Source organism: Micromonospora sp. NBC_00362, assembly GCF_026342155.1.
GTDB classification, from domain to species: domain Bacteria; phylum Actinomycetota; class Actinomycetes; order Mycobacteriales; family Micromonosporaceae; genus Micromonospora; species Micromonospora hortensis.
The window spans coordinates 3,062,049-3,088,001 of the sequence record NZ_JAPENH010000001.1 but is presented as its reverse complement, the minus strand read 5'-3'; the positions used below and the strand labels follow the sequence as shown (position 1 = coordinate 3,088,001).

Annotated in this window: 21 protein-coding genes and 1 pseudogene; 15 read left to right on the top strand and 7 right to left on the bottom strand. The window is 72.1% G+C overall.

Features of this window, described 5'->3' with window-relative positions; all coding sequences use genetic code 11:
• Positions 1-127 precede the first annotated feature (127 nt).
• The 7 genes and pseudogenes from OG992_RS13965 to OG992_RS13935 all read left to right on the top strand — a co-directional run bounded on the left by OG992_RS13965 (position 128) and on the right by OG992_RS13935 (position 6,809).
• On the top strand, positions 128-625 hold the full coding sequence (locus tag OG992_RS13965; RefSeq protein ID WP_238684616.1) for a hypothetical protein: 498 nt from the start codon (positions 128-130) through the stop codon (positions 623-625).
• A 109-nt stretch (positions 626-734) separates the two neighbouring features.
• Entirely contained in the window at positions 735-1,298 is a 564-nt protein-coding gene (locus OG992_RS13960; RefSeq protein WP_238684615.1) for a DUF177 domain-containing protein, read from the top strand.
• Between the two features lie 5 nt (positions 1,299-1,303).
• Positions 1,304-1,477, top strand: a complete 174-nt coding sequence (gene rpmF / locus OG992_RS13955; protein WP_030335284.1) for a 50S ribosomal protein L32 — start codon at positions 1,304-1,306, stop codon at positions 1,475-1,477.
• 114 nt (positions 1,478-1,591) lie between these two features.
• Complete coding sequence (locus OG992_RS13950) at positions 1,592-2,575, top strand: phosphate acyltransferase (RefSeq protein ID WP_266303429.1); 984 nt, start codon at positions 1,592-1,594, stop codon at positions 2,573-2,575.
• Positions 2,572-3,279 (top strand): annotated as a pseudogene (gene rnc / locus OG992_RS13945) (ribonuclease III); the annotation flags it as partial. The gene OG992_RS13950 and the pseudogene rnc, both read left to right, overlap by 4 nt.
• Positions 3,280-3,511: 232 nt before the next feature.
• Positions 3,512-4,369, top strand: a complete 858-nt coding sequence (gene mutM, locus OG992_RS13940; protein ID WP_238684613.1) for a bifunctional DNA-formamidopyrimidine glycosylase/DNA-(apurinic or apyrimidinic site) lyase — start codon at positions 3,512-3,514, stop codon at positions 4,367-4,369.
• A gap of 220 nt (positions 4,370-4,589) precedes the next feature.
• Positions 4,590-6,809 (top strand): MMPL family transporter, encoded by a 2,220-nt coding sequence (locus OG992_RS13935; RefSeq protein WP_266303428.1) that lies wholly within the window; start codon positions 4,590-4,592, stop codon positions 6,807-6,809.
• A gap of 154 nt (positions 6,810-6,963) precedes the next feature.
• Here the strand turns inward: OG992_RS13935 and OG992_RS13930 are convergent, their stop codons facing one another.
• Both OG992_RS13930 and OG992_RS13925 read right to left on the bottom strand, forming a co-directional pair.
• On the bottom strand, positions 6,964-7,806 hold the full coding sequence (locus OG992_RS13930) for an endo alpha-1,4 polygalactosaminidase (protein WP_266303427.1): 843 nt from the start codon (positions 7,804-7,806) through the stop codon (positions 6,964-6,966).
• Between the two features lie 116 nt (positions 7,807-7,922).
• Entirely contained in the window at positions 7,923-9,089 is a 1,167-nt protein-coding gene (locus OG992_RS13925; protein ID WP_266303426.1) for a CAP domain-containing protein, read from the bottom strand.
• A 372-nt stretch (positions 9,090-9,461) separates the two neighbouring features.
• Here OG992_RS13925 and OG992_RS13920 point away from each other — a divergent pair, with 372 nt between their 5' ends.
• The 3 genes from OG992_RS13920 to OG992_RS13910 all read left to right on the top strand — a co-directional run bounded on the left by OG992_RS13920 (position 9,462) and on the right by OG992_RS13910 (position 14,239).
• On the top strand, positions 9,462-9,656 hold the full coding sequence (locus tag OG992_RS13920; protein ID WP_030487463.1) for a hypothetical protein: 195 nt from the start codon (positions 9,462-9,464) through the stop codon (positions 9,654-9,656).
• Between the two features lie 348 nt (positions 9,657-10,004).
• On the top strand, positions 10,005-13,619 hold the full coding sequence (gene smc / locus OG992_RS13915; protein WP_266303425.1) for a chromosome segregation protein SMC: 3,615 nt from the start codon (positions 10,005-10,007) through the stop codon (positions 13,617-13,619).
• Positions 13,619-14,239 (top strand): HAD family hydrolase, encoded by a 621-nt coding sequence (locus tag OG992_RS13910; RefSeq protein ID WP_238684608.1) that lies wholly within the window; start codon positions 13,619-13,621, stop codon positions 14,237-14,239. The genes smc and OG992_RS13910 overlap by 1 nt, the downstream gene beginning before the upstream one ends.
• Before the next feature lie 7 nt (positions 14,240-14,246).
• Here the strand turns inward: OG992_RS13910 and OG992_RS13905 are convergent, their stop codons facing one another.
• The 5 genes from OG992_RS13905 to OG992_RS13885 all read right to left on the bottom strand — a co-directional run bounded on the left by OG992_RS13905 (position 14,247) and on the right by OG992_RS13885 (position 19,282).
• Complete coding sequence (locus OG992_RS13905; protein WP_238684607.1) at positions 14,247-14,768, bottom strand: DinB family protein; 522 nt, start codon at positions 14,766-14,768, stop codon at positions 14,247-14,249.
• Between the two features lie 44 nt (positions 14,769-14,812).
• Positions 14,813-15,301 carry a universal stress protein gene (locus OG992_RS13900; RefSeq protein ID WP_210784405.1) on the bottom strand — a complete coding sequence of 163 codons (489 nt, stop codon included), beginning with the start codon at positions 15,299-15,301 and terminating at the stop codon, positions 14,813-14,815.
• Positions 15,302-15,316: 15 nt separating this feature from the next.
• Positions 15,317-16,936 (bottom strand): MDR family MFS transporter, encoded by a 1,620-nt coding sequence (locus tag OG992_RS13895; RefSeq protein WP_238684605.1) that lies wholly within the window; start codon positions 16,934-16,936, stop codon positions 15,317-15,319.
• 167 nt (positions 16,937-17,103) lie between these two features.
• Positions 17,104-17,544 (bottom strand): MarR family winged helix-turn-helix transcriptional regulator, encoded by a 441-nt coding sequence (locus OG992_RS13890; RefSeq protein WP_238681244.1) that lies wholly within the window; start codon positions 17,542-17,544, stop codon positions 17,104-17,106.
• Positions 17,545-17,554: 10 nt separating this feature from the next.
• On the bottom strand, positions 17,555-19,282 hold the full coding sequence (locus OG992_RS13885; RefSeq protein WP_238684604.1) for an alkaline phosphatase D family protein: 1,728 nt from the start codon (positions 19,280-19,282) through the stop codon (positions 17,555-17,557).
• Between the two features lie 182 nt (positions 19,283-19,464).
• On the opposite strand from OG992_RS13885, the gene ftsY reads away from it, so the two are divergent.
• The 5 genes from ftsY to OG992_RS13860 all read left to right on the top strand — a co-directional run bounded on the left by ftsY (position 19,465) and on the right by OG992_RS13860 (position 25,913).
• Positions 19,465-20,646, top strand: a complete 1,182-nt coding sequence (gene ftsY, locus OG992_RS13880) for a signal recognition particle-docking protein FtsY (RefSeq protein WP_112603473.1) — start codon at positions 19,465-19,467, stop codon at positions 20,644-20,646.
• 6 nt (positions 20,647-20,652) lie between these two features.
• Positions 20,653-21,516 carry an aminoglycoside phosphotransferase family protein gene (locus OG992_RS13875; RefSeq protein ID WP_181518597.1) on the top strand — a complete coding sequence of 288 codons (864 nt, stop codon included), beginning with the start codon at positions 20,653-20,655 and terminating at the stop codon, positions 21,514-21,516.
• Between the two features lie 276 nt (positions 21,517-21,792).
• Positions 21,793-23,202, top strand: a complete 1,410-nt coding sequence (locus OG992_RS13870; protein WP_238684603.1) for an ammonium transporter — start codon at positions 21,793-21,795, stop codon at positions 23,200-23,202.
• Between the two features lie 25 nt (positions 23,203-23,227).
• Positions 23,228-23,566, top strand: a complete 339-nt coding sequence (locus tag OG992_RS13865; protein WP_172862163.1) for a P-II family nitrogen regulator — start codon at positions 23,228-23,230, stop codon at positions 23,564-23,566.
• Between the two features lie 16 nt (positions 23,567-23,582).
• Entirely contained in the window at positions 23,583-25,913 is a 2,331-nt protein-coding gene (locus OG992_RS13860) for a [protein-PII] uridylyltransferase (protein ID WP_238684602.1), read from the top strand.
• Positions 25,914-25,953 lie beyond the last annotated feature (40 nt).

The window sequence follows — 25,953 nt, the reverse complement described above, 5'->3', positions numbered from 1 at the left end:
TCGCGACTCGCCGGGTTGGGGTGAGTGGGGCGGCGGTGGGGCCGGCACGACATGATTGGTGGCGCGGGGAACGGCCGTAGCCCGCATCATGGAGGTCGGCCGACGAACGACAGGAGTGAGGTAGCCGGTGGACCCGCTCGATCGCATCGACGAACTGATCGCCATCCTGGAGCAGGCGCGCTCCGTCCCGATGTCGCGCAACAACTGCATGGTCGACCGGGGTGAGATGATCGCTGCCCTCGATGAGATGCGTGTCGATCTCCCCGCCGACCTGCGTCGCGCCGCCGCGCTCCTGGAGGAGCGCGACAAGATCATGGAAGCCGGCAAGCGCGAGGCGGACCGGATCATCAGCGAGGGTGAGGCAGAACACGCCCGCCTGGTCTCGGTGAACGAGATCACCGTGTCGGCCGAGCACGAGGGCGCCCGGATCATCGGCGAGGCCCGCGCCGAGGCGCAGCGCCTGCGTGAGGAGGTCGACGACTACGTCGACACCGCGCTGGCCAACTTCGAGCAGTTCCTCACCCGGGCGCTGGCCTCGATAGAGCGCGGCCGCGACAAGATGCACGCGCTACGGGAGATCGGCACCTTCGGTGGGGATGAGGCGGAACGCCCGCTACCCTTCTGAGCGGCACCTCACCAGCCGACTTCTCAGGCGGGCGTCGCCCCCGGTTCGACGGGCCGGCGGTCGTCCAGGTAACCTTTTTTGTCGGCCTCTCACCGGCCGGAGTCTAACTATGCCCAAGCACTCGCCATCGACACTCAACCCCAGGGCGCCGCTGGTCCTCGACACGAGGGACCTGCCGCGTCGCCCTGGCGCGTTGCGTGAGGTCCAGCGGGTCGTGCCGGCACCGGCGGACCTCGGTGTGGAGTTGATCGGCGTGCCGGAGGGCGCGGACCTCGACCTCGATCTGAGGTTGCAGTCGGTGTCCGAGGGCGTGCTCGTCTCCGGGACCATCACCGGTCCCGTCCGGGGCGAGTGCGGCCGTTGCCTGCGCGAGATCAACGACTCGATGGGCGTGACGATCCAGGAGCTGTACGCGTACGAGGACAGCACCACGGACGCCACGACCGACGAGGACGAGGTGGGCCGGATGCAGGGCGATCTGATCGACCTGGAGCCGGCGCTGCGGGACGCGTTGGTGCTCACGCTGCCGACCAACCCGCTCTGCCGGGAGGACTGCCCAGGACTGTGCCCCGAATGCGGGGCGCACTGGGACGATCTGCCGGCCGACCACAGTCACCAGCAGATCGACCCGCGTTGGGCGGGCCTGTCGCAACTGACCGTTACAGAGGAGTAAGAACCGTGGCCGTCCCGAAGCGCAAGATGTCGCGCAGCAACACCCGGTCCCGCCGGGCGAACTGGAAGGCGACAGTGGTCGCGACCGTTGCGTGCCCGCAGTGCAAGTCCCCGAAGCTGCCGCACGCCGCCTGCTCCGTCTGCGGCACCTACAACGGCCGCCAGGTTCTCGAGGTCTGACCTGGACGCCGAGTGACGCCCCCGACCCCAGGTCGGGCGGCGCGCGCATCCTGGCATTCGCCCGGTGCTCCGGCTCCCTCCGACGCCGGCCGGCCCAATCCGGCCGGCGTTCCGGTGGAGCCGGGCGCCGCGCGGATCGCCGTTGACCTCCTCGGCGGGGACGACGCTCCCGCCGTCGTGGTTGACGGCGCTCTGCGGGCCATGCGCGCCGACCCTGACCTGCATCTGCTTCTCGTCGGTCCGACCGAGGTCGCCGACGAGCTGATTGCTGCCCTCGATCCGGCGCAACGCGCCCGGATCACGGTGCGGCCCGTTCGCGATGTCGTCGGCATGGCCGACCATCCCAGCGCCGCCCGCTCCGAGAGCACCGTCCGGGCCGCGGTCACCGCCGTCCGGGACGGGACCGCCGACGCCCTGGTCTCCGCCGGCGCCACCGGCGCCACAGTCACCGCTGCCGTACTCGGTCTCGGCCGCTCGCCGGAGATCCGCCAACCCGCTCTGGCGGCCACCCTGCCCGCAGTGGCGGGGCCTGTCGTGTTGCTCGACGTCGGCGGCTCCCTCGAACCCCGCCCGGCCACCCTCGCCCGCCACGCCGTGCTCGGCGCCGCGTACGCGGCGGTGGCCCACTCGATCGCCGCGCCCCGGGTCGGGCTGCTCTCGGTCGGCACCGAGGCTGGCAAGGGCGACCGGGTCCGGCGCGCCACCGACCCCCTGCTCGCCGTCGAACCGCTGCCCGGCGGGGCGCGCTACGTCGGCCTGGTCGAGGGGTACGACGTGGCCCTCGGCGCGCGCGCCGATGTGGTTGTCACCGACGGCTTCACCGGTAACGTGCTGCTCAAGGCCATCGAGGGCGCGTACGCGATGGCCGGCGGCCCACCTGCCCAGGGCGGCGCGCCCCGCGCGGCGGCCCTGCTGGGCGTCGCGGGGACGGTGGTCGTCTGTCACGGGTCCGCCCGGGCCGACGACGTCGCCTCCGGCATAGCTCTCGCCGCCCACCTGTGGCGGCGGCGCGCCACCGATCTGGTCTCCGCGTTGCTCGACAGCGACGCCGCGACGGGTCGCACCGACCGCTCCACCGACACCGAGGTACGCACATGAGCAACGACAAGCGGCGGCGGGCGTCCGTCGGTCACCTGGAAGCCGCCTTCGGAGTGAGCCTGGAACCCGAGCTGCTCCAGCGCGCGTTGACCCACCGGTCGTACGCGTACGAGAACGGCGGGCTGCCGACCAACGAGCGGCTGGAGTTCCTCGGCGACTCGGTGCTCGGCGTGGTGATCACCACGGCGCTGTTCCACAACCACCCTGATCTGCCCGAGGGGCAGTTGGCCAAGCTGCGGGCCAGCGTGGTCAACATGCGGGCGCTCGCCGACGTGGCCCGCGGTCTGGGCCCGGACGGGCTCGGCGCGTACCTGCTGCTCGGCAAGGGTGAGGAGACGACCGGTGGTCGGGACAAGGCGAGCATCCTCGCCGACACACTGGAGGCGCTGCTCGGCGCGATCTACCTCCAGTACGGCCTGGACACCACCGGGATCGTCATCCACCGGCTCTTCGACCCGCTGATGGCCGAGTCGGCCGGTCGCGGAGCCGCACTGGACTGGAAGACCAGCCTCCAGGAGCTGACGGCGGCGCTCGGCCTCGGCGTCCCGGAGTACCGGATCGAGGGCACCGGCCCGGATCACCTCAAGACGTTCACCGCCTGGGTGGTGGTGGCCGGCATCCGGTACGGCGGCGCCGAGGGGCGCAGCAAGAAGGAGGCCGAGCAGCGTGCCGCCGAGGCCGCCTGGCGGACGCTCGCCGAGCAGAACGGTCAGAACGGCGACGACGGCAAGGACGGTCGGGCCGGCGACGGCCGGGGTGGTCGGGCCGGCGACGATCGCCAGGACCAGCCGATCGGTCGGGACGACTCGGCCGACTCCGACGAGCCGTTCGGGCCGTTGGAGCGCGCGGAGCGGGCGGCTCAGGCCGAGCAGGCCGACCACCTGGCGCAGGCGCTGCCGGCCGGGGGCGCCGACGGTCACGAGACGGGTCGGCCGCGTGCCTGAGCTACCCGAGGTGGAGACCGTCCGGCAGGGGGTGGCCCAGTGGGTCGTCGGCCGCCGGATCGCCTCGGTCGAGGTTCGTCATCCGCGTGCGGTCCGCCGGCACGTTCCCGGCGACGTGCACTTCGCCGACGTGCTCGCCGGCCGGACGGTGCTGGACGCCCGCCGTCGCGGCAAGTACCTGTGGCTGCCACTGGACAGCGGTGACGCGATCGTCGGGCACCTCGGCATGTCGGGTCAACTGCTGCTCCAGCCACCCGGGACGCCTGACGAGACCCACCTTCGGGTCCGGTTCCGGTTCAGCGACGACGGTCCGGAGCTGCGCTTCGTCGACCAGCGCACGTTCGGCGGGCTCTCGGTGAGCGAGGGTGGCGCCGAGTTGCCCGACGAGATCGCGCACATCGCCCGCGACCCGATGGACCCGGAGTTCTCCGACGAGGCGTTCGTCGCGGCGCTGCGCCGCCGGCACACCGAGGTGAAGCGGGCGCTGCTCGACCAGACCCTGATCTCCGGGGTGGGCAACATCTACGCCGACGAGGCGCTCTGGCGCGCCAAGCTGCACGGTGGCCGACCCACCGACGCGCTGACCGGCCCGGCCGCGCAGCGCCTGCTCGGCCACGTCCGCGACGTGCTGGCCGAGGCGATCAGCGAGGGCGGCACCAGCTTCGACGCCCTCTATGTGAACGTCAACGGCGAGAGTGGCTACTTCGACCGGGCGCTCAACGCGTACGGCCGCGAGGGCGAGCCGTGCCGGCGGTGTGGCGCGCCGATCCGCCGTGAGGCGTTCATGAACCGGTCCTCGTACAGCTGCCCGCACTGTCAGCCACGGCCCCGGGGTTCCCTTCGGGGATGACCCGGAGCCGGCTCGGGGCGATGCCGGCGGGTCGCGGCGGGTCGCTCCGGGGTGGACCCTGGTGTACGCCCGGATCGGGGTTCGACCCCCGGCGAACGGACCCCCGCGCCCGGTCCGGTGGTTCCAGGGTGGGCCCGGGTCGATCCCCGATGTGACCGCCTCGTCACGCACCTAGCGTCAGCACCGTTGACAGGGGGTTGACGTGACAGGGGGACCCGAGATGGGGAGAAGACCGGTGACGGTGCGGCTGGCGCGGTGGAGCGCCGAGCACCCGTGGCGGGCGATCGCACTGTGGGCCGTGTTCGTGGCGGTGTGCTTCGTGGGTGGCAGCGCCGCCGGGCTCAACGAGGCCACCAGCGGTGACCAGGCGATCGGCGAGGCGGGGCGGGCCAGCCTGATCGTGGACGCCGGTGCCTTCGACGACCCGGCGGTGGACAACGTCCTCATCACCTCCCGGGGTGGCGCGTTGGACCCGGCGGCGGCGAAGTCGGCGGCCGACGATGCGGCGGCCCGCCTGCGTACGGTCACCGGGGTGGCCGGGGTGGGCCAGCCGGTCACCGCGCGGGACGGCTCGGCGCTGCTGCTACCGATCACCATGTCGGGTGACTCGGAGACGGCCTCGGATCGGGTGCAGCCGCTGCGCGACGCCACCGCCTCCGTGCAGGCCGCGCATCCCGAGCTGCGGGTCGAGCAGGTCGGCGGGCCGTCGATCGGCCAAGCCCTCGACGACACGCTGGGTAAGGACTTCAAGCGCGCCGAACTGCTCAGTCTGCCGGTCACCCTGGCGATCCTGATCATCGCGTTCGGGGCGTTGATCGCGGCGAGCGTGCCGGTGCTGCTGGCACTCTCCTCGGTGGCCGCCGCGATGGGTCTGTCCACTCTCGCCTCGCACCTGGTGCCGGCCACCGACACCACGGCACCGGTGATCCTGCTGATCGGCATGGCGGTCGGCGTCGACTACTCGCTGTTCTACATCCGTCGGGAGCGGGAGGAACGCGCCAAGGGTCGGTCCGGTCTGGACGCGGTGGAGATCGCCGCGGAGACCTCCGGGCACGCCGTGGTGGTCTCCGGCTTCGCGGTGATCATCTCGATGGCCGGGCTGCTGCTCGCCGGCGACGTGGTCTTCTCGTCCCTCGCCATCGGCTCGATCCTCGTGGTGGCCGTCGCGGTGACCGGTTCACTGACCGTCCTGCCCGCCCTGCTGGCCCGGCTCGGCCGATGGGTGGACCGGCCCCGGGTGCCGCTGCTCTGGCGACTGACCGCGCCGCGTACCGGCCGGCACGGCGAGCCCCGCACGCCCCGGCTGTGGCCGGCGGTGCTCCGGCCCGCGCTGCGGGCGCCGGTGGCGACGCTTGTCATCTCGGTCGGACTGCTACTCGCGCTGGCCGCGCCGGCGCTCGGCATGAAGCTGAAGTTCCCCGGCATGGAGGACCTGCCCCGCACGACTCCGGCGATGCAGGCGTACGACCGGCTCACCGCCGCCTTCCCGAGCGCCGGCACCAATCACGTGGTGGCCGTTCAGGCGCCCGCCGACCAGGCCGACCGGGTACGCGCCGCCCTCACCGGCCTGTCCACCCGGGCGGCCGGCGATCCGCTGTTCGCCCCGGCCGAGGCCGACGGCCCGAAGATCGAGGTGTCGGCCGACCGGCGGGTCTCGGTGCTGGACGTTCCCACCCCGTACGCCAGTCGCGACGACCGGTCGGTGCAGTCGTTGGAGAAGCTGCGCGGGGACCTGGTCCCGGCCGAACTGCGGGGTATCCCCGGCATCGAGTACGCGGTGGGCGGGAGCGTCGCCGACAGCGAGGACTACGCCCAGCATGTCCGGGACAAGTTGCCGCTGGTCATGGGCTTCGTGCTGGTGCTGACCTTCCTGGTCATGACGTTCACCTTCCGGTCGGTGGTGATCGCGGCCAGCTCGATCGTGCTGAACCTGCTCTCCGCCGGTGCCGCGTACGGCCTGCTGGTGCTGATCTTCCAGGGCGAGTGGGCACAGGGACTGCTCGGCTTCACGTCGATGGGCGCGATCGTGTCGTGGCTGCCACTGTTCCTGTTCGTGGTGCTCTTCGGCCTCTCGATGGACTACCACGTCTTCGTGGTCAGTCGGATCCGCGAGGGCGTCCGGTCCGGCCTGCCCAACCGCGACGCCGTGTCGTACGGGATCACCTCGTCGGCCGGGGTGGTGACCAGCGCGGCGATCGTGATGGTCGGAGTCTTCTCGATCTTCGCCACGCTGAGCACCATCGACATGAAGCAGCTCGGCATCGGTCTGGCGGCGGCGATCCTGCTGGACGCCACCATCATCCGGGGAGTGGTGCTGCCGGCGTTGATGACAATGCTCGGCGACGCCAACTGGTGGGCCCCGCGCTTCCTGCGCCCCCGCCCGGCACCCGCGCCCACTGACCCGCCCGCCCCCACCCCAGAGCTGGTCCCAGTCCCCTAACCAACCGAACCCGCCCCGCCCCGCCCGGCCCCGCCCTCGGCCTCCGCCTCCGCCTCGGCGATCTTGCAGATTCTGTCGCGACAAAGCACGGCTAACCCGGCAATTCGACAACCGAAAGTGCAAGATCGCGGGGCGAGGCCGGGGCGGGGCCGGGTCAGGGGAGGGGGCAGGGTTCGCGGGACGCGTCCAGCGTGCGGTCCTTCCGGATCGACGCGAAGCCGTAGCCGACGGTGGTGACGCAGAAGTCGTCGGTCGAGCCGGTGTACTCGACGTGGAAGACCGGCTTACCGGCGTCGCTGAACGGCAGCAGTTTGGCGCACTGGGCCAGCCGGACGCACTCCTCGTTGACAGCGAAGTCGAAGTCCGGGGCCAGCGCGGCGAGCTGCGGCACGTCATTGACCAGCCCCGGGGAGAGGCTCAGCGAGCGGGCCAGTTCGGCGAGCCGGCGGTTGAACAGCAGTTGGTCGTCGAAGTCGAGCGGAAAGCCGGTGCGCGCCGCGTACCCGTCGGCGTCGAAGAGCGCCACCGCGCCGAAACCCTTGCCCCGGCAGAGCCGGAACCGGTCGGCCAGCACCGGCCGGAGCGCGTCCCAACTCCGGACGTCCAGCCACCGGCTGTCGGGTCGACGCCCGGCCCCGCCCTGGATGACCTCCGGAAACCGGCTGGCGTCCGGGTCGTCGGAGCGGACCGATCCCACGTTGACCTGGCAGATCAGCCGGCGGTCCCGGGAGCGCAGTTCGGCGGTCTGTGCGGCGGTGCTGGCCACCGGGTCGAGGAGGAAGACGTGAGCGTCCACCGCCGGGTCGAGCGGGCCGCTGAGCTGCCACTGCCACTGCCAGTGCCGGGCCTGCGCCGCCGGCCACGCCGTGGGCGCGCCGGGCGGGGTCAGCGCGGGCCGGCACCCGTACGCCGGCACCAGGAGCACGAGAGCGACGCTGGCGGACAGGACGCGACGCACTGGGCGTACGGCGACGCGTCGCCGCGGCCGGATCCGCATCGGCAGCTCCCGGGTCCCGGGCGGCCGGTCGCCGCCCGCACCGGTACGCGGCCCCCACGCTCCGGCCGGACGTACCTCACCAGGTCAACGAGCGCGGGGGCGGGAACGACGCGCGGTCAGCGCGGCGCCGCGAAGACCTGCGTCCAGTACGGTCCGTTGCTGTTGGCGATGCCGACGCCGATCTCGGTGAACGCGCAGTTCAGGATGTTGGCCCGGTGGCCGGAGCTGTTCATCCAGGCGTCCATCACCGCGGCCGGGGTCTTCTGGTTCCAGGCGACGTTCTCGCCGTACGTGCGCCAGGTGTAGCCGACCCGGTCCAGCCGGGTTCCGGCGTTGCTGCCGTCGCTGCCGGTGTGGGACATGTTCTGGTTGTCGGCCTGGTCCTGGCTGTGCCGTTGGGCGGCCGTCATCAGCTTGTCGTCGATGCTCAGCGCCTTGCAGCCGGCCTTGGCTCGCTCGGCGTTGACCAGGTCCACCACCTCGCGGGCCTGAGCGCTGACGGAGCCGCTGGAGCCGTTGGAGCCGCTGGAACCGGTGGAGCCGCCGGTGTTGCTCGGCGCGGTGCTGCGCTCGACGCTGCGGCGCGACGCCGCGGTGCTCCGCGACGATGCCGGCGTGGGCTTGACGACCTTGCTGGGCGACGGGCTCGGAGACGCCGGGGTGGGGACCGTCGACGGGGAGGGCGCGGCGAGGGCGTCCAGCTCCGGTTCTCCGGTCGGCGCGGCAGACGTGGCGAAGGAGTCGTCGACGGCCGTCGGCTGGGCGGCCCCGTCGTCACCGCCGGGCAGGGTGAGCGCGCCGACGCCGAAGCTCACGACGAGGGTGGCGGCCGCGGCGGCGCCCCCGATCATCAGCGGCCGGCGCCAGCGGCGTGGGGAGCGGTGCCGTCCCTCGCTGGGCCGGTCGGTCTCGGCGGCGCCGCGCCAGCCGTCGGTGGTCTCCGGTTCGGTGTCGGTGTGCCAGCCGCCGGGTGACTCGGCGCGCCGTCCGCCCGTGGTGTCCTGGGTCGGGCGGCTGTCGCCCCAGTCGCCGGTTTCGCCCTGCGGCTGGTAGGCCCCCCAGGCAACGGTGCGGGCGTCGGCCGCCTCGGCGGGGGTTGCCGGTTGCCGGCCGTCGGTGGGCTGCTCCCGGTGCCACTCGTCGCCCGGCTGACCGGGCTCGTCGCCGAAGAGGTAGGCCGAGCGGGGCTCCGGGCGGTCGTGCAGCCAGGCCGGCTCGTCGGTCGGTCCCTCGGCGCGCCGGGGGGCGCCGTTCGGGTCCATCGGATCGGTCCAGCCGTACACGCCTATGCCTCCAGGGGTCGGTTGCGGGCCGGGGTGACGCTACGGCGCGCCTACGACCTGCGGCAACGTGGCTAAGAAAGAGTTAAGGGGAAGTCGGACGCCAGGGTGCGGACTTCCGTGAATCCGGGCGTACAGTAAAGGCGTCCGGACAGAGAGTGTCCGTGCCTTGCGGCAGCCCCCCGACAAGTGGACAGGTCGACGTAGAGATGATCTACGGCCTGCGAGAACTTGACGAAGGAGGGGTTTGCGGCTCAATATATAGGTGTCGCCAGTCGCGCCCGGTCATGCCCAGATACAGCCTGGAATGACAGCCGCGTATGAATTGGGCGCGCGTTGGCCGGCCTTTCCGGCAGCGCATATCAAGGAGTCAGCATGGCGAAGGCCCTCTACGGCCACGTAGGTGCAGCGCCCGACCGGCGTCTGCTCGACGAGGTCACCCGACTGCGTTCCAGGGTTCAGGCACTGGAGTTCGAGATCACGCGTCTGCGTGCCGACAATGATCGGCTCGCGGCGGCTGCGGCGGAGGCGGACGATCTGCTCCGTCTGGCCGAGCCGGCGCTGACCTGATCTTCAGGTCGTAAAAACTGAATCGCACCATCGCAAAAATGCGCGCCGACACCTCTGTGCCGGCGCGTAACACTGTCCCGGGCCTTTTCGGCGCCGACGATTCATGATCATGCGGCCGATCGTGCGGGAACAGCGCCGCACAGTTACCGAAAGGCGCGTCGGCGGATAAGCCGATCATGAAAGGCGCTTGTCTTTCCCGCGGTCTCCCGGACGACAGCGCGCCCACTGTCGACGCGACGCGGGGCGGGTCGCGTGCCGGGCCGCTCCCACCGGCGGGTTAGTCTGCGGGTTCACCCAGGTCCCCGCAGCCGGCGACGGTACGGCGGCCACCGGACGAGGATCGAGTAGGTGTATCTCAAGAGCCTGACGGTGAAGGGGTTCAAGTCCTTCGCCTCCGCGACGACGTTGAAGCTGGAGCCCGGGATCACCTGTGTGGTGGGCCCGAACGGCTCGGGCAAGTCCAACGTCGTCGACGCCATCGCCTGGGTCCTCGGTGAGCAGGGCGCCAAGGCTCTCCGTGGCGGCAAGATGGAGGACGTCATCTTCGCCGGCACCGCCGGTCGGGCGCCGCTGGGCCGCGCCGAGGTCACCCTCACCATCGACAACACCGACGGCGCGCTGCCGATCGAGTACACCGAGGTGTCCATCACCCGTCGGATGTTCCGCTCCGGCGAGAGCGAGTACGAGATCAACGGCAACTCGTGCCGGTTGCTCGACATCCAGGAGCTGCTCTCCGACTCCGGCATCGGCCGGGAGATGCACATCATCGTCGGGCAGGGCCGCCTCGACGGCATGCTGCACGCCAAGCCGGAGGACCGCCGGGCGTTCATCGAGGAGGCGGCCGGCGTCCTCAAGCACCGCAAGCGCAAGGAAAAGGCGCTGCGCAAGCTCGACGCGATGCAGGTGAACCTCAACCGCCTCACCGACCTCACTGCCGAGCTGCGTCGTCAGCTCAAGCCGTTGGGCCGACAGGCCGAGGTGGCCCGACGCGCTGCCGCCATCCAGGCCAACCTGCGCGACGCCCGGCTGCGGCTGCTCGCCGACGACCTGGCCACCCTGCGGAACACCCTCGACCGGGAGATCGCCGACGAGACCGCGCTGCGCGAGCGGCGCGAGCGGATCGAGGGTGAGCACACCGAGGTGCAGGGCCGGCTCGGCGAGTTGGAGGCCGCCCTCGCGGAGGACGCGCCGCTGCTCGCCGCCGCCCAGGACACCTGGTACAAGCTCTCCGCCCTCCAGGAACGCTTCCGCTCGATCGAGCAGTTGGCCCGGGAACGGCTGCGGCACCTCAGCGCCACCGGCGACGACGAGCGGCCCGGCCGCGACCCGGACCAGCTGGAGGCCGAGGCGGAACGCGTCCGCGAGCAGGAGGAGGAGCTGCGCGGCGCGCTCACCGACGACCAGGTCCGGCTGGCCGAGGCGGTCGAGCACCGCCAGGAGTTGGAGCGGCAGTTGGCCGCCGCCGAGCGCGAGCTGGTCGCCGCGGCCAAGGCCATCGCCGACCGGCGCGAGGGGATGGCCCGGCTCACCGGCCAGGTCAACTCCGCCCGGGCCCGGACCACCAGCGCCGGCGAGGAGATCGAACGCCTCGCCATCGCGCACGCCGACGCGCTGGGCCGCGCCGAGCAGGCGCAGGCCGACCTGGACGCGGTCGCCGCCCAGTCCACCGAGGCCGACCGGGACAACGCGGACCTGGACGCCCGGCACGCCGAGGCGGTCGCCGTGCAGGAACGGGCCCAGGCCACCGTCCGATCGTTGTCCGACGCCGAGCGGGCGGCGGAGAAGGACGCCGCCACCTGGAAGGCCCGCGAGGAGGCGCTCGCCCTGGGGCTGCGGCGAAAGGACGGTGCGGGGGCGCTGCTCGCCCGCGCCGGGGACGTGCCCGGCCTGCTCGGCAGCCTCGCCGGGTTGCTCACCGTCGCGCCCGGTCACGAGGCCGCGCTGGCCGCCGCGCTCGGCGGCCTCGCCGACGCGGTCGCCGTCAGCGGGGTGGACGAGGCCGTCGAGGCGATGCGGCTGTTGAAGATCTCCGACGCCGGTCGGGCCGGCCTGCTGGTCGGCAGCCCGGCCGGTCCCGGCATGACCGGCTCCGCGGACGCGCTGCGCCCGAAGCTGCCGGACGACGCCCGGTGGGCACCCGACCTGGTGGAGTGCGGCGCCGAGCTGCGTCCGGCGGTGCACCGGGCCCTGCGGGACGTGGCGCTCGTCGACGATCTCGCCGCCGCCGCCGAGCTGGTCGCCAGCAACCCCGAGCTGCGGGCGGTCACTCCGGACGGCGACGTGGTCGGGGCGTACGCGGCGGCGGGCGGGTCGGCCAAGGCCCCCAGTTACATCGAGGTGCAGGCCGCCGTCGAGGAGGCCCGCGCCAACCGGGTCACCGCCGAACGCGCCGGCCTGGAGCTGCGCGATCAGTTGGTCGAGGCGCGCGCCGAGGTGGCGGCCGCCAAGGAGGCCGTGCAGCACGCCGCAGCCGAGAAGCGCGAGGCGGAGAGCCACCGCAACGCCGCCGCTCGCCGGCTGGCCGAGCTGGGCGCGGCGGCCCGTTCCGCGAAGGCCGAGACCGACCGGCTCGGCGACTCCCGCTCCCGCGCCGAGGCCGCCCGGCAACGGGACCTCACCGCGCTCGCCGAGCTGGAGGAGCGGCTCCGGCTGGCCGAGGAGACCCCGGTCGACGCCGAGCCCTCCACCGAGGAACGGGATCAACTGGCGGCCATGGTGCCGCAGGCCCGGCAGAACGAGATGGAGGTCCGGCTCGCCGTGCGTACCGCCGAGGAGCGGGTCTCCTCGATCGCCGGCCGGGCCGACTCGCTCGCGCGGCAGGCCACCGCGGAGCGGGCCGCCCGGGAACGCGCGGCGGCCCGACGGGCCGCCCGCGCCCGGGGCGCCGGCATCGCCCGGTCTGTCGCCGCTGGCGCCCGGGAGGCGCTGACCCGGCTGACCACCTCGATCGCGACGGCCGAGGAGCACCGCGACGCGGTCGCCCTGGAGCGCGCCGCGCGGGAGGCAGAGCTTCAGGAGGTACGCGGCGCCGCCAAGCGGCTCGGCGCGGAGTTGGAGCGGCTGACCAGCCAGGTGCACCGCGACGAGGTGGCCCGGGCGGAGCAGCGGCTGCGCATCGAGCAGTTGGAGGCGAAGGCCGCCGAGGACTTCGGGCTGGACGTGGAGACGCTGGTCGCCGAGTACGGTCCGACTCAGCCCGTTCCGCCGACCCAGGTGGACGTCGCGGCGGCCGAACGTGACGGTCTGCCGGTGCCCGAGCCGGTGCGCTACGAGCGGCCGGTGCAGGAGAAGCGGGCCGCGAAGGCGGAACGCGAACTCGCCCTACTCGGCAAGGTCAACCCACTCGCGCTGGAGGAGTTCGCCGCGCTGGAGGAGCGTTTCAAGTTTCTCTCCGAGCAGTTGGAGGACCTCAAAGCCACCCGTCGGGACCTGCTCACGGTGGTCAAGGACGTGGACGAGCGGATCCTGGAGGTCTTCGCCAGTGCCTTCGAGGACACCGCCCGCGAGTTCGAGCAGGTTTTCACAGTGCTCTTCCCCGGTGGCGAGGGACGGCTGATCCTCACCGAACCGGACGACCTGCTCACCACCGGCGTCGAGGTGGAGGCCCGCCCGCCAGGCAAGAAGATCAAGCGGCTGTCGCTGCTCTCCGGTGGCGAGCGGTCACTGACCGCGGTGGCAATGTTGGTGGCGATCTTCCGCGCCCGACCCAGCCCGTTCTACATCATGGACGAGGTGGAGGCGGCCCTGGACGACGTCAACCTGGGCCGGCTGATCACGTTGCTGGCACAGTTGCGCGAGAAGAGTCAGCTGATCGTCATCACGCACCAGAAGCGGACGATGGAGATCGCCGACGCGCTCTATGGCGTGACCATGCGCAGTGGGGTCACTCAGGTGATCAGCCAACGGCTCAACCGGGCCGACGAGGACGACCAGCGGCACGGCCGCGGCGAGGAGAACGGGTAGTGGCTCGGGAACGCGCGACGGCGCTCCTGCTGGACTTCGACGGCGTACTGCGCCGGTGGGACCCGGCGGTGGCCGCCGTTGTCGAGCGGGAGTACGGCCTCTCCGCGGGGGTGCTCGGTGAGATCGCCATGCAGTGGGGGCGGCTCCAGCCGGTGCTCACCGGCCAGGTCAACCACGCCGACTGGATGAACAGCGTGGCGGACGCCCTGGCCGAATCGGTGGGCAGCCCGGAGCGGGCCCGCGCCGCTGTGGAGCAGTGGCAGAGCTACCGGGGAGAGGTCGACCAGGAGGTGCTGGCGTTCGTCCGGGAGGTCCGTGCGGCGGGCGTCCGGGTCGGGCTGGGCACCAACGCCACCGACCTGCTCGACGCCGACCTGGCCGCACTCGGCCTGGTCGGCGAGCTGGACGTGGTGGTCAACTCCTCGGTGATCGGCGTGCACAAGCCCGCCCCGGAATACTTCAAGGCCGCCTGCGTGGCCCTGGCCACCCCGCCGGCCCGGGTCCTCTGCGTCGACGACGAGGACTGGGCCGTGCGGGGTGCCCGGTCCGCCGGGCTGTCGGCGCACCGCTGGGGCGGCCACGCCGACCTGCGGTACCTGCGGGCGGCCCTGGACTACTGAGCGCTCGTCACTCGCCGGTGACGCCGTCGATGCGTTCCCGGATCAGGTCGGCGTGGCCGTTGTGCCGGGCGTACTCCTCGATCATGTGCACGTACACCCAGCGCAGGTTGAAGGTGCGCTTCTTCGCGCCGACCTCGGTGAACGTCTCGTCGAGCGAGTGGCCGGCGGCGGCCTCGCGGGCCAGCGCCACCTCGCTGTGGAAGGTGGCGAAGTCGGCAGCGGCGTCGGCGGCGCTGACGTCGTGGTCGGCGTCCGGGTTGTCCGGGGTGAAGTACGGGTAGTCGACATGCTCGCCGGCGAAGTTCTCCCGGAACCACCAGGCCTCCACCTCGGCCAGGTGCCGGACCAGGCCGAGCAGGGTCAGCCCGGACGGTTCCACGCTCGGCGTCCGCAACTGCTCCTCGGTCAGGCCGGCGCACTTGAGCAGCAGCGTCTGTCGGTGGTAGTCGAGCCAGCCGTCGAGCATCGTGCGCTCGTCGCCGACGTACGGTTCGGGGGTCCGGGTGATCTCCGGCGCGATCCAGGTCATGCCGCGCATCCTGCCCGGCACCCCGGACATGCCGCGACGGGTTATCAGGGCACCACGACGACCGGCCAGCGGCCGGCGCGGACCAGCCGGGTGGCGACCGAGCCGACGAGCCGGTGTCCGGCCTGCTCGGAGGCGCCGACGACCACCATGTCGGCCTGGAACTCGTCGGCCGCCGCGCACAGCTCGCCGTACGCGTCGCCGCGCCGCACCAGCAGGGTCACCGGAATGCCCCACTGCTCGGCCCCGCGCCGGCACTCCCGGCGCAGCTCGTCGGCCAACTCGTCGTGGGTGCGCTGGACCGCGCCGGCGTCCATGCCGGGCACCAGGGCGGTCAGCCCGCTCGGTGAGCTGACGAAGACCACCACCAGCGCGGCGCCCTGCCGACGGGCCAGGCCCGCGGCGTAGGAGCCGGCCCGCTCGGAGGTTCGGGTGCCGTCGATGCCCACCATGATCACCCGAGGGCCGTCCGTACCGCGCTCGAAGGGCAGCGGTCGGGTCCGGGGGCCGTACTCCTCGCGGTCCGGTGCTCCCACGCCCATGGCTCTACCTCACCTCTGCTCGCCGGTACGGATCACGGGTGCGCCAGCGCCGGCGGCGACTGTCGATTCCCGCTCGACCTGGTCGGAAACCGGGTTGCCGTTGTGCTGGCGCAGTGGCACCTCCTTGATGAAGGCCACAGCGATCAGCGCGATCAGCGCGAACGGGGCGGCGGCCAGGAAGATGTCGCCGGCGCCGTGGCCGTACGCGCTCTCCACCACCGCCCGCAGCGGGCCGGGCAGGGTGTGCACGTCGGGCAGGGCGCCGCCGCTGCCGGAGCTGGAGGCGGGGATACCGAGCTGGGCCAGCCCGTCGGCGGTGTAGTCCTTGACCTTGTGGGCGAGCACCGCGCCGAGGGCGGACACGCCGATCGCGCCACCCAGGCTGCGGAAGAACGCCACCACCGAGCTGGCCGCGCCGAGTTCGTGCGGGCCGACGGTGTTCTGCACGGCGAGGACCAGGTTCTGCATGGTCATACCCAGGCCGACGCCGATCAGCAGCATGTAGACGCTGAGCAGTGTGAAGCTGGTGTCCGCGCGAAGGGTGCCCATCAGCGCGAAGCCGATGGTGAGCAGGGCCGAGCCGATCACCAGGTACCGCTTCCAGCGGCCGGTCTTGCTGATGACCCGCCCGATGACGGTGGAGGCGACCAGCAGGCCGAGGATCATCGGCAGGGTCATCAGGCCGGACATGGTCGGGCTCTGCCCGCGGCTGATCTGGAAGTACTGGCCCAGGAAGATCGACGCGCCGAACATGCCCACGCCGACCGCGATGCTGGCGACGACGGCGAGGGTGATGGTGCGGTTGCGGAACAGCCGCGGCGGGATCATCGGCTCGGCGGCCCGGGTCTCGACCCGGATGGCCAGCGCGCCGAGGACCAGCGCGCCGACGACCATGACGGCGGTCTGCCAGGAGGCCCAGGCGAACTGGTCGCCGGCGAGCGAGACCCAGATCAGCAGCACCGAGACGGCTGCGGTGATCAGGGTGGCGCCCCACCAGTCGATCTCGGCCTTCCGCTTGACCACCGGCAGGTGCAGGGTCTTCTGGAGCACGATCAGCGCGAGGATGGCGAACGGCACGCCGACGTAGAAGCACCAGCGCCAGCCGAGCCAGGAGGTGTCCACGATCACGCCGCCGATCAGCGGGCCGCCGATGGTACCGACGGCCATCACAGCGCCGAGGTAGCCGCTGTAGCGGCCGCGCTCGCGGGGCGCGATCATCGTGGCCATGATCACCTGGGCCAGCGCGGTGAGACCGCCGGCGCCGACACCCTGGAGCACCCGGCAGGCGATCAGTTCACCGGTGCCCTGGGCGAGGCCGGCCAGCACCGAGCCCAGCACGTAGATCCCCAGGGCGAGCTGGACCAGTGTCTTCTTGCTGGTCAGGTCGGCCATCTTGCCCCAGATGGGGGTGGTCGCTGTGGTCGCGAGCAGTGCCGACGTCACCACCCAGGTGTACGCGGACTGGCCGCCGTGCAGTTCGGTGATGATCCGCGGCAGCGCGTTCGAGATGACCGTGGAGGAGAGGATCGCGACGAACAGACCCAGCAGCAGGCCGGAGAGTGCTTCCAGGATCTGCCGGTGGGTCATGGTCACGGCGGTCGCCTGGGGAGGCACTGTCGCCTGGCTCATCGTTTGTTGCCTCCGAGCGGAGTCGAGGTGGAACGGCGGGGCTGGTACGCACGGGCCGCCTGTGAGTTGCCTGAGGCAACCGTATGCCTTGGTTGCCTGAAGCAACAACTTGTCGGACCGGGGCCCTATTCCCCCGCGCGTTGGGAGCTACCGCCCCGCGTTGAGGGCTACTGCCAGGAGTCGTTGAACCGGCCGAGCAGCCGCGCGAATTCCTCGACGTCCCGTTCCGGCCAGCCGTCCAGAGCGCGCAGGAACTCGCCCAGCCGGGCCGCGCGGGCCACGTCGAACCGGCGCTGCCCCTCGTCGGTGAGGCTGATCTGCGCGGCCCGCCGGTCACTCGGATCGGGGTCGCGGTGCACCAGACCGAGGACTTCCAGGGCGTTGATCTGCCGGCTCAGCGTCCCCTTGCCCACGCCCAGCCGAGCCGCCAACTCCGTCAACCGGATCGACCCGCTACGGCGCAACCAGAGCAGCAACCCGTAGGTGTTCGGCTCCAGGTTCGGGTGCACCTCCCGGGCGATCTCCCAGGAGACTGCCCGGCCACGGCGCAGCAGAGCGGTCAACTCGTGCTCAACCGCCCGGATCGGCTCCGGCAGGTGCTCGTCCACGGCGTAGAGACTACGGCGCGGCCGGCTCGCGGTCGCCGGAGAGTCGACGCCGCATCACCGGGCGTAGGTGCCCGTCCTTGGTGGTGCCCTCGATGACCACGTCGGCCCCGCGCCCGTGATGGGTCAGGGTGGCGACCGCGTTACCGAAGTACGGGCCGGCCAGCTTGCGCCAGCGCACCCCCGGCCGGCGTACGCCCGCCGAACGGGCCAGCGCCCGGGTAGCCCCGGCCGGACCGGGCGACCAGCCCAGCCGCATCAGCGGACGGATGCCCGCCGGAACCTGGTTGTGGATCGGCGAACATGTGAGCTGGTGCACCGGAGTGACCACCGCCGGGTCCGCGAACCGGGCCCGCGCCACGTACGAGTGGTGCACGTCACCGGAGAGCACGCTGATCGACGCCGGCGGGGCGTACGCCGGGCCGGCCCCGATCCGCGCGCCGGACTGCCGTGGCGTGCCGGTGCCGATGCGGGCGAACGTCTCCGCGAGCGCCTCGAAGGAGCGCCGGAACGCCGCCCAGTGCTCCAGGTCCAGGGCACGGCGCAGCTTCTCCGCCCCGCGCGCCACCCACGGTCGCCGTGAGTCCGCCAGTTTCTCGTTCCACGCCTCGATGTGGTGGATGCCCTGCGGCAGCAGCCAGGGCAGCGAGGCGCCCACCACCAGGTGGTCGTAGACCCCGTGCGCCTGGTCGAGGAACCAGGCCCACTCGCCGGGCGGCAGCATCGCCCGACTGTTGGGCTCGAGCACCCGGCTGCACCTGTTGTCCAGCATGACCAGCCGGGTCCGGCCCAGGTCGAGTGCGTAGCTCCACTGGTACTGCACCGCGCGCCAGCGCTCGGTGTCGTGCGCCAGGTCGGACTCCTGGTCGACCCGGTGGCCGAACTCGCGCAGCACGCTGGTGGCGTCCTCGGCGGCGGCCACCTTCGCGAAGACCGGATCGGCGACGATCTCGTCGGGGGAGAGGTTGCCCAGGTGCTGGTAGACCCAGTACGAGGCGAGCCCACTGCCGATCCGCTCCTGCCACCACGGCTGCTCGCGCACCTCGGCTCGCCACGCCGCCGAGGTGTTCCAGTCGTCGATGATCTCGTGATCGTCGAAGATCATCACGCTGGGCACCGTGGAGAGCAGCCAGCGGATCTCCGGATCACGCCAGGACTCCAGGTAGAGCTTGGTGTACTCGTCGAAGCTCACCACCTGGTCGGCCGGAGCGCCCTTCGGCCGCCGCCGCCGTCGACGCAGCAGTCGGCGCACTGTGGGCGAGGTGACGTCGGCGTAGACCTGGTCACCGAGCAGCACCAACAGGTCGGGCAGCGGGTTCGACTCCGGGTCGGCCATCAACCGCCGGGCGTACGCGTCCAACGCGTCCGGTGGCAGCTTGCGGGTCGTGGCGTGCTGGGTGGTCTCGCGACACGACCCGAAGATCAGATTGACCGGCTGGTCCCGATCGTCGGCGGCCCGGGTGCGGATCACGCTCGGCGGGAACCCGCTGCTCGGCACCGGCCAGACGATCTCGTCGTCGACCAGCACCTCGTAGGTGGTCTCGCTGTCCGGGGCAAGGCCCTCCACCACCACGAGGGCGTAGTGGTGGTCGTACGCCGAGAAGGTGGGAGCGGTGCCGGTGGCGCCGCTGGCGGTGCGGACGGTGACCACGGCGGGCGCTGCCGTCTCCACCCAGATCGTCGCACGGGTGTCCACCACACGCCGCAGAAGTGGGCCGATGAGGAGGTGTGCGGCGGGCATGCGGCCGAGCCTACCGCCGGTCCCTGGCACCGGCCGGGTGCGGTGGCTGAGACTCCGGGCACCGCTCGGGGTGCGGTGGCTGAGACTCCGAGCACCGGCTCGGGGTGCGGTGGCTGAGACTCCGGCACCGCTCGGGGTGCGGTGGCTGGGACGCCGCCGCCGGCATCTGACAGGATTCCGGCATGGCCGAATATCTCGTCCTCGCTCTGGTCCTGCTCGGTGTGCTGATCGCCGGCACGGTCGGGCTGGTCGTGCCGCGACTGCGGCGGCGGCCCGAGCCCCCGTTGCCACGCACGGAGGTCGACACCAGAGCTGAGGAGGATCTCGCCGGCCCGCCGGTCGAGGCCCCGGAGTCCGATCTGTCCACCGGCGTCCTGGTCGAGCCGCCGCCGGTGCTCGAACCACAGGTCGAGGTCCCCGAGCCGACCGCCGGGCGGCTGGTCCGGCTCCGCTCGCGGCTGTCCCGCTCACAGAACGTGTTCGGTAAGAGCCTGCTCGGTCTGCTCGCCCGCGACCACCTCGACGAGGACGTCTGGGAGGAGATCGAGGACAGCCTGATCACCGCAGACGTCGGCGTCGACGCCACCCGCGACATCGTCGACCGGCTCCGCGAGCGCACCCGGGTGCTCGGCACCCGCTCGGCCTCCGAGCTGCGGGCACTGCTCGCCGCCGAGCTGGTCAACGCGCTCGACCCGAGCCTGGACCGCTCGTTGCGGACCGCCCCGAAGGACGGCGTGCCGGCGGTGGTCCTGGTCGTCGGCGTCAACGGCGCCGGCAAGACCACCACCTGCGGCAAGATCGCCCGGGTGCTGGTGGCCGACGGTCGCAGCGTGCTGCTCGGCGCGGCGGACACCTTCCGGGCCGCCGCGGCCGACCAACTGGAGACCTGGGGCTCGCGCGTCGGAGCGGAGACCGTGCGGGGGCCCGAGGCCGCCGACCCGGCCAGCGTCGCGTTCGACGCCGTCAAGCGCGGCATCGACACCGGCGTGGACACCGTGCTCATCGACACCGCCGGCCGCCTGCAGAACAAGGTCGGCCTGATGGACGAGCTGGGCAAGGTCAAGCGCGTGGTGGAGAAGCAGGGCCCGATCGACGAGACACTGCTCATCCTGGACGCCACCACCGGGCAGAACGGCCTGGAGCAGGCCCGGGTCTTCACCGAGGTGGTCAACGTGACCGGTGTGGTGCTGACCAAGCTCGACGGCACCGCCAAGGGCGGCATCGTGATCGCCGTGCAGCGCAAGCTCGGCATCCCCGTGAAGCTGGTCGGCCTCGGTGAAGGCAAGGACGACCTGGCCCCGTTCGACCCGGCGCAGTTCGTCGACGCGTTGCTGGGGACCGAGGCCACCGGCCGGGACGCGTAGTCTCGGGTGACCACTGACGATCGCGCGTACGCGGGCTGGCGTGACCCCGGCCATCCTTCGCAGCGCCTCGGGAGACCGTACGTGACTTCGCAGGAGATCCCGCTGCACGGCGGCAACGTGAGCACAGTTGTCCGCGTGGGTGACACGGTCCGGCGCAACGCCGGGCCGTGGACCCCGTCCGTGCACGCGCTGCTGCGCCACCTGGAGTACGTGGGGTTCACCGGCGCCCCCCGGGCGCTCGGGATGGACGAGCGCAACCGTGAGGTGCTGTCGTACCTGGAGGGGGAGTGCGGAGAATATCCGCTCGCCCCGCACTGGGTGACCGACGAGGCCCTGGTCACCGTCGCCACCATGCTGCGGATGTTCCACGACGCGCAGTACGGCTTCACTCCTCCGCAGGCGGCGGTCTGGCGCTCGTTCGGGCCCCCACCACCGGACACCGAGGTGATCTGCCACCACGACGCCGCGCCGCACAACGTGATCTGGCGTCCGGACGGCACCCTCGGGCTGATCGACTTCGACCTCGCCTCGCCCGGAGCGCGGATCTACGACGTGGCGTACGCGGCCTGGACCTGGGTGCCGATCTTCGCCGACCGGGACTCGATCACGCTGGGCTGGAAGCACCCGGACCGGCCCCGCCGCCTCCGGCTCTTCGCCGACGCGTACGGGCTGATCCCTCGCGACCGGCACCGGCTGATCCGGACCATCCGCAAACGGATCGTGGATCACGTCGAGGGGATCCGGCGGATGGCCGCCGCCGGCGAGCCGGCGTTCGTCCGGATCGTGCACAAGGGCCACCTGCGTCGGCCGATGCGCGATCTGCGGCTGCTCGACTACGAGCGGCACACCCTGGAGAACGCCCTCCGCTGAGCGCCGGTCGGGCGATGCTCGGCCGGGGCCGTCAAGCGCACCGGTCGATGCCGTTGACCGGTCAGTCATCGACGATCGCCGTCCGGTCGATCCACAATCGTCCATGCTGATGACTGTGCGGAGTTCGTGACACGTCCGAAACAACCCGTCACGAAACGGAAACCCGCACGGGACCCAAAGTGAAACAGCCGGCCGCGAAGCTTCCGCGCAACCGGCCTACGGGCGACGCTGCCCCGGAAAGCCGCGAAGGAGGACTTCACCCTTTAGGAGGCCAGCGTGCCTGAAGCACCGACGATCGACGGCGCCAATACCACGTGGCTGCTGGTTTCGACCGCGCTCGTGCTGCTCATGACCCCCGGACTGGCGCTGTTCTACGGCGGCCTCAACCGGGCCAAGGGCGTACTCAACATGATGATGATGAGCTTCTCGGCTATCGGGCTCATCTCTATTCTGTGGTGGTTCTACGGATTCAGCGTCGCCTTCGGGGCCGACGTGAACGGCTTCTGGGGAGACCCGGGCGCGTACCTCGGCACCAAGACCTTCCTCGCCGAAACCGACCTGTGGGGTGCCACGGCGGAGAACCCCAGCGGCATCGGCGTCCCGCTCTACGTGTTCATGGCCTTCCAGATGGTCTTCGCGGTGATCACCGTCGCGCTGATCAGCGGTGCCATCGCCGACCGGGCCAAGTTCGCCGGCTGGCTGCTGTTCGCCTTCGGCTGGGCCACCCTGGTCTACTTCCCGGTCGCCCACTGGGTGTGGGGCGGCGGCATCATCGGCGGCGACATCCACGCACTGGACTTCGCCGGTGGCACCGCGGTACACATCAACGCCGGTGCGGCGGCCCTGGCCGTGGTCCTGGTCCTCGGTAAGCGGCTCGGTTGGCCGCGTGAGGGCATGAAGCCGCACAACATCCCGCTCGTCGCGCTCGGTGCTGGTCTGCTGTGGTTCGGCTGGTTCGGCTTCAACGCCGGCTCGGAGCTGACCGTCGACTCGGTCGCCGGTCTCGCGTTCATCAACACCCAGCTCGCCACGGCGGCGGCGGTGCTCGGCTGGATCGCTGTCGAGTGGGTCAAGACCCGGAAGCCGACGATGGTCGGTGCCTCGTCCGGCGCCGTCGCCGGCCTGGTCGCCATCACCCCGGCCTGTGGCTTCATCGCCCCCTGGGCGGCCGTCCTGCTCGGCATCGTCGCCGGTGCGGTGTGCGCGCTCGCCGTCAGCCTCAAGTACAAGCTCGGCTACGACGACTCGCTCGACGTGGTCGGTGTGCACTTCGTCGGTGGTTGGATCGGTTCGCTCTGGCTCGGTCTCTTCGCCACCAACTCGGTCAACGCCGCGATCACCGACGTGGTGGGTGCCTCCGACGGCCTCTTCTACGGCGGCGGAGCGACCCAGCTCGGGCGGCAGGCCCTCGCCGGCCTGATCGTCACCGTCTGGTCGTTCGGCGTCGCCTGGGTGCTCGCCTTCGTCATCGAGAAGACGATCGGCTTCCGGGTCAAGGGTGAGGCCGAGGTCGAGGGCATCGACATCGCCGAGCACGCCGAGAGCAGCTACGACCTGTCCCCGGCCGGCGGCGGCACGGGCAGCGCGTTCGCGATGGCCGGCATCGGCACCCCCGGTGGCGGCACGAGTGGTGCCAAGCCGCCGGCGGAGCCCGCCGAGCCGGTCAGCGAAAAGGTCGCCGGTTAACGTTCCTGGGATGGAGGGGTTGGACATGAAGCTGGTGACCGCAGTCATCAAGCCGTACCAACTGGACGCGGTGAAGGAGGCCCTGCACGCCCTCGGGGTGGCCGGGCTGACCGTCAGCGAGGTTCAGGGGTACGGGCGGCAGAAGGGGCACACCGAGGTCTACCGGGGTGCCGAGTACACGGTCGAGTTCCTGCCCAAGATCCGGGTCGAGGTGCTCACCGACGAGATCGACGTCGACAAGGTGGTGGACGCGATCGTTGGAGCGGCCCGCACGGGCAAGATCGGTGACGGCAAGGTCTGGGTCACCGGTGTCGAAGAGGTCGTCCGGGTACGTACCGGCGAACGCGGCCTCGACGCACTCTGACGCGGCCACCACCGACATGACCTCGTTGATCAAGAAGAACGCGTCAGGACCCGCCGACGACGGCGACGCGAACCTCTTGATCAACGAGGTCGTCGGCGTTCCCGGGGGGATCGGGGAAGCGGCCCGGCGGGGGCGGGCCGCCGCGTACGACTCGTTCCTGCGGGGGTTGCTGCCGGCGCGGGACGGGGTGGCGCTGCTGGCCGTCGGGGGGTTGGGTCGGCGGCAGTGTGCCCCGTACGGCGACCTCGACCTGGTGCTGCTGCACGCCGGGGTGCCCGGCATCGACGAGTTGGCCGCCTCCGTCTGGTACCCGATCTGGGACGCGGGCCTGCGGCTCGACCATTCCGTCCGTACCGTCGCCGAGGCGCTCTCGGTCGCCCAGGACGACGTCAAGGTCGCCCTCGGGCTGCTCGACGCCCGGCTGATCGTGGGGGACCAGGCGCTGGCCGACGCGCTGATCCGCACCGCCGCCGATCACTGGCGGCGTACCGCCGTCCGACACCTGCCCGGCCTGCGGGAGGTCACCGAAGCCCGCTGGCAGGCCCACGGCGAGCTGGCGTTCCTGCTGGAGGGCGACCTCAAGGAGGCCGCCGGTGGCCTGCGCGACGTGGGGCTGCTGCGGGCGATCTCCGCGGCCGGCATCACCGACGCGCTGCGCCCCGCCGTACGCGCCGCCCACCTGCGCCTGTTGGACACCCGCGACGCGCTGCACCAGCAGGTCGGCCGACGGGTCGACCGACTGGTCGCCCAGGAACGCGACGGAGTGGCCGCCCTGCTCGGCCTGCGACAACTCCAGCCCGGCGCGTCTGACGCCGCGCGGCGGCCCGGAGCCGTCGTGGAGGACGGCGACGCGTTGCTGCGTCGGGTCGCCGGTGACGCCCGCACGGTCAGCCACGCCCTGGACGACGCCTTCCGGGCCGCCGACCGGCTGCGCTCCGGTCGCTCCCGGGCCGGCAACGGCCGCCCGGCCCGCCGCCCGGTCGCCCGCGACGTGGTCGAGCACGACGGCGAGTTGGTGCTCGCCCGCACGGCGATCGGGGCCCGCCCCGACCCGAGCCTCTCGCTGCGGGTGGCCGCCGCGTCGGCCACGACCCGAATCCCCATCGCGCGGGCCACCTGCGAGTGGCTGGCGGCGTACTGCCCGCCCCTGCCGGCTCCCTGGCCGGCCGAGGCCCGGGCCGCGCTGATCACCCTGCTCGGCGCCGGTCCCGGCCTGGTGCCCGCCTGGGAGACCTGCGACCGGTACGGGCTGGTCGACGGCTGGCTACCCGAGTGGACCCGGCTGCGCAGCCTGCCCCAGCACAACCCGGTGCACCGCTTCACCCTCGACCGGCACCTCGTACAGACCGCGCACGAGGCGAGCCGGCACGCCCGCGAGGTCGAGCGCCCCGACCTGCTGCTCCTCGGCGCTCTCCTGCACGACATCGGCAAGGGCCTCCCCGGTGACCACAGCACAGTCGGTGTGCCGGTTGCCCAGGCGGTGGCCACCACTGTCGGTCTGCCTCCCGCGGAGGTCGAGCTGATCGGCAAGCTGGTCCGGCTGCACCTGCTGCTGCCCGACGTGGCCACCCGTCGGGACCTGAGCGACCCGGTCACCATCGCCTCGGTGGCCGAGGCGGTCGGCGACACCGGCACCCTGGACGTGCTGCACGCGTTGGTCCGCGCCGACGCGGCGGCGACCGGGCCGGCGGCCTGGTCAGACTGGAAGGGCCGACTCGTCGCCGAGTTGGTCGCCCGGGTTCGCACCGCGCTGGACACCGGCGTACTCCCCGAGCCACCCGCACCGGACCCGGAGCTGCTGGCCGGGCCACTGCCGGTCGTCCACCTGACCGGCGACCGGGTGTCGGTCGCGGCGGCCGACCGGCGGGGTCTGCTCGCCACCGTGGCCGGCTGCCTGGCGTTGCACCGGCTTGAGGTGATCTCCGCGGACGCCTCCGCCGTCGACGGGCGGGCCCTTGTCGAGTGCCGGGTACAGCCCCGCTACGGCCTTCCGCCGGACCCGGTCCCGCTCCGCGCCGACCTGCGCCGGGCGGTCGCCGGCGACGTGTCGGTCACCCAACGGTTGCGTGGCCGTGCGCTCGCCAGCCGTGCCGGCGGCGCGGCTCCACGAGTGGTCTGGCACCGCGAGGCGGCCACGGACGCCGTACTGCTGGAACTGCGCGCCGCCGACGCCGCCGGGCTGCTCTACCGGGTCGCCTGCGCGCTCGACGAGGCCGGCGCCCTGGTTCGCGCGGCCCGCATCTCCACCCTCGGCGCCGACGTGGTCGACGCCTTCTATCTGGTGGGCGGTTGGCCGGACGACGCCACCCGAGCCCGCCTGGAAGCCGCAGTCCTAGCCGCCGTCTAACCGCCCCGCCGTTTCCCGCTGCCCCGCCCCGCGTTCCCCG

Excerpts from the sequence above, each read along its gene's own strand:
- OG992_RS13960 (WP_238684615.1), top strand. The coding sequence starts at position 735 with ATGCCCAAGCACTCGCCATCGACACTCAACCCCAGGGCGCCGCTGGTC.
- OG992_RS13935 (WP_266303428.1), top strand. The coding sequence starts at position 4,590 with ATGGGGAGAAGACCGGTGACGGTGCGGCTGGCGCGGTGGAGCGCCGAG.
- OG992_RS13930 (WP_266303427.1), bottom strand. The coding sequence starts at position 7,806 with ATGCGGATCCGGCCGCGGCGACGCGTCGCCGTACGCCCAGTGCGTCGC.
- OG992_RS13920 (WP_030487463.1), top strand. The coding sequence starts at position 9,462 with ATGGCGAAGGCCCTCTACGGCCACGTAGGTGCAGCGCCCGACCGGCGT.
- OG992_RS13905 (WP_238684607.1), bottom strand. The coding sequence starts at position 14,768 with ATGACCTGGATCGCGCCGGAGATCACCCGGACCCCCGAACCGTACGTC.
- OG992_RS13895 (WP_238684605.1), bottom strand. The coding sequence starts at position 16,936 with ATGAGCCAGGCGACAGTGCCTCCCCAGGCGACCGCCGTGACCATGACC.
- OG992_RS13885 (WP_238684604.1), bottom strand. The coding sequence starts at position 19,282 with ATGCCCGCCGCACACCTCCTCATCGGCCCACTTCTGCGGCGTGTGGTG.
- ftsY (WP_112603473.1), top strand. The coding sequence starts at position 19,465 with ATGGCCGAATATCTCGTCCTCGCTCTGGTCCTGCTCGGTGTGCTGATC.
- OG992_RS13865 (WP_172862163.1), top strand. The coding sequence starts at position 23,228 with ATGAAGCTGGTGACCGCAGTCATCAAGCCGTACCAACTGGACGCGGTG.
- OG992_RS13860 (WP_238684602.1), top strand. The coding sequence starts at position 23,583 with ATGACCTCGTTGATCAAGAAGAACGCGTCAGGACCCGCCGACGACGGC.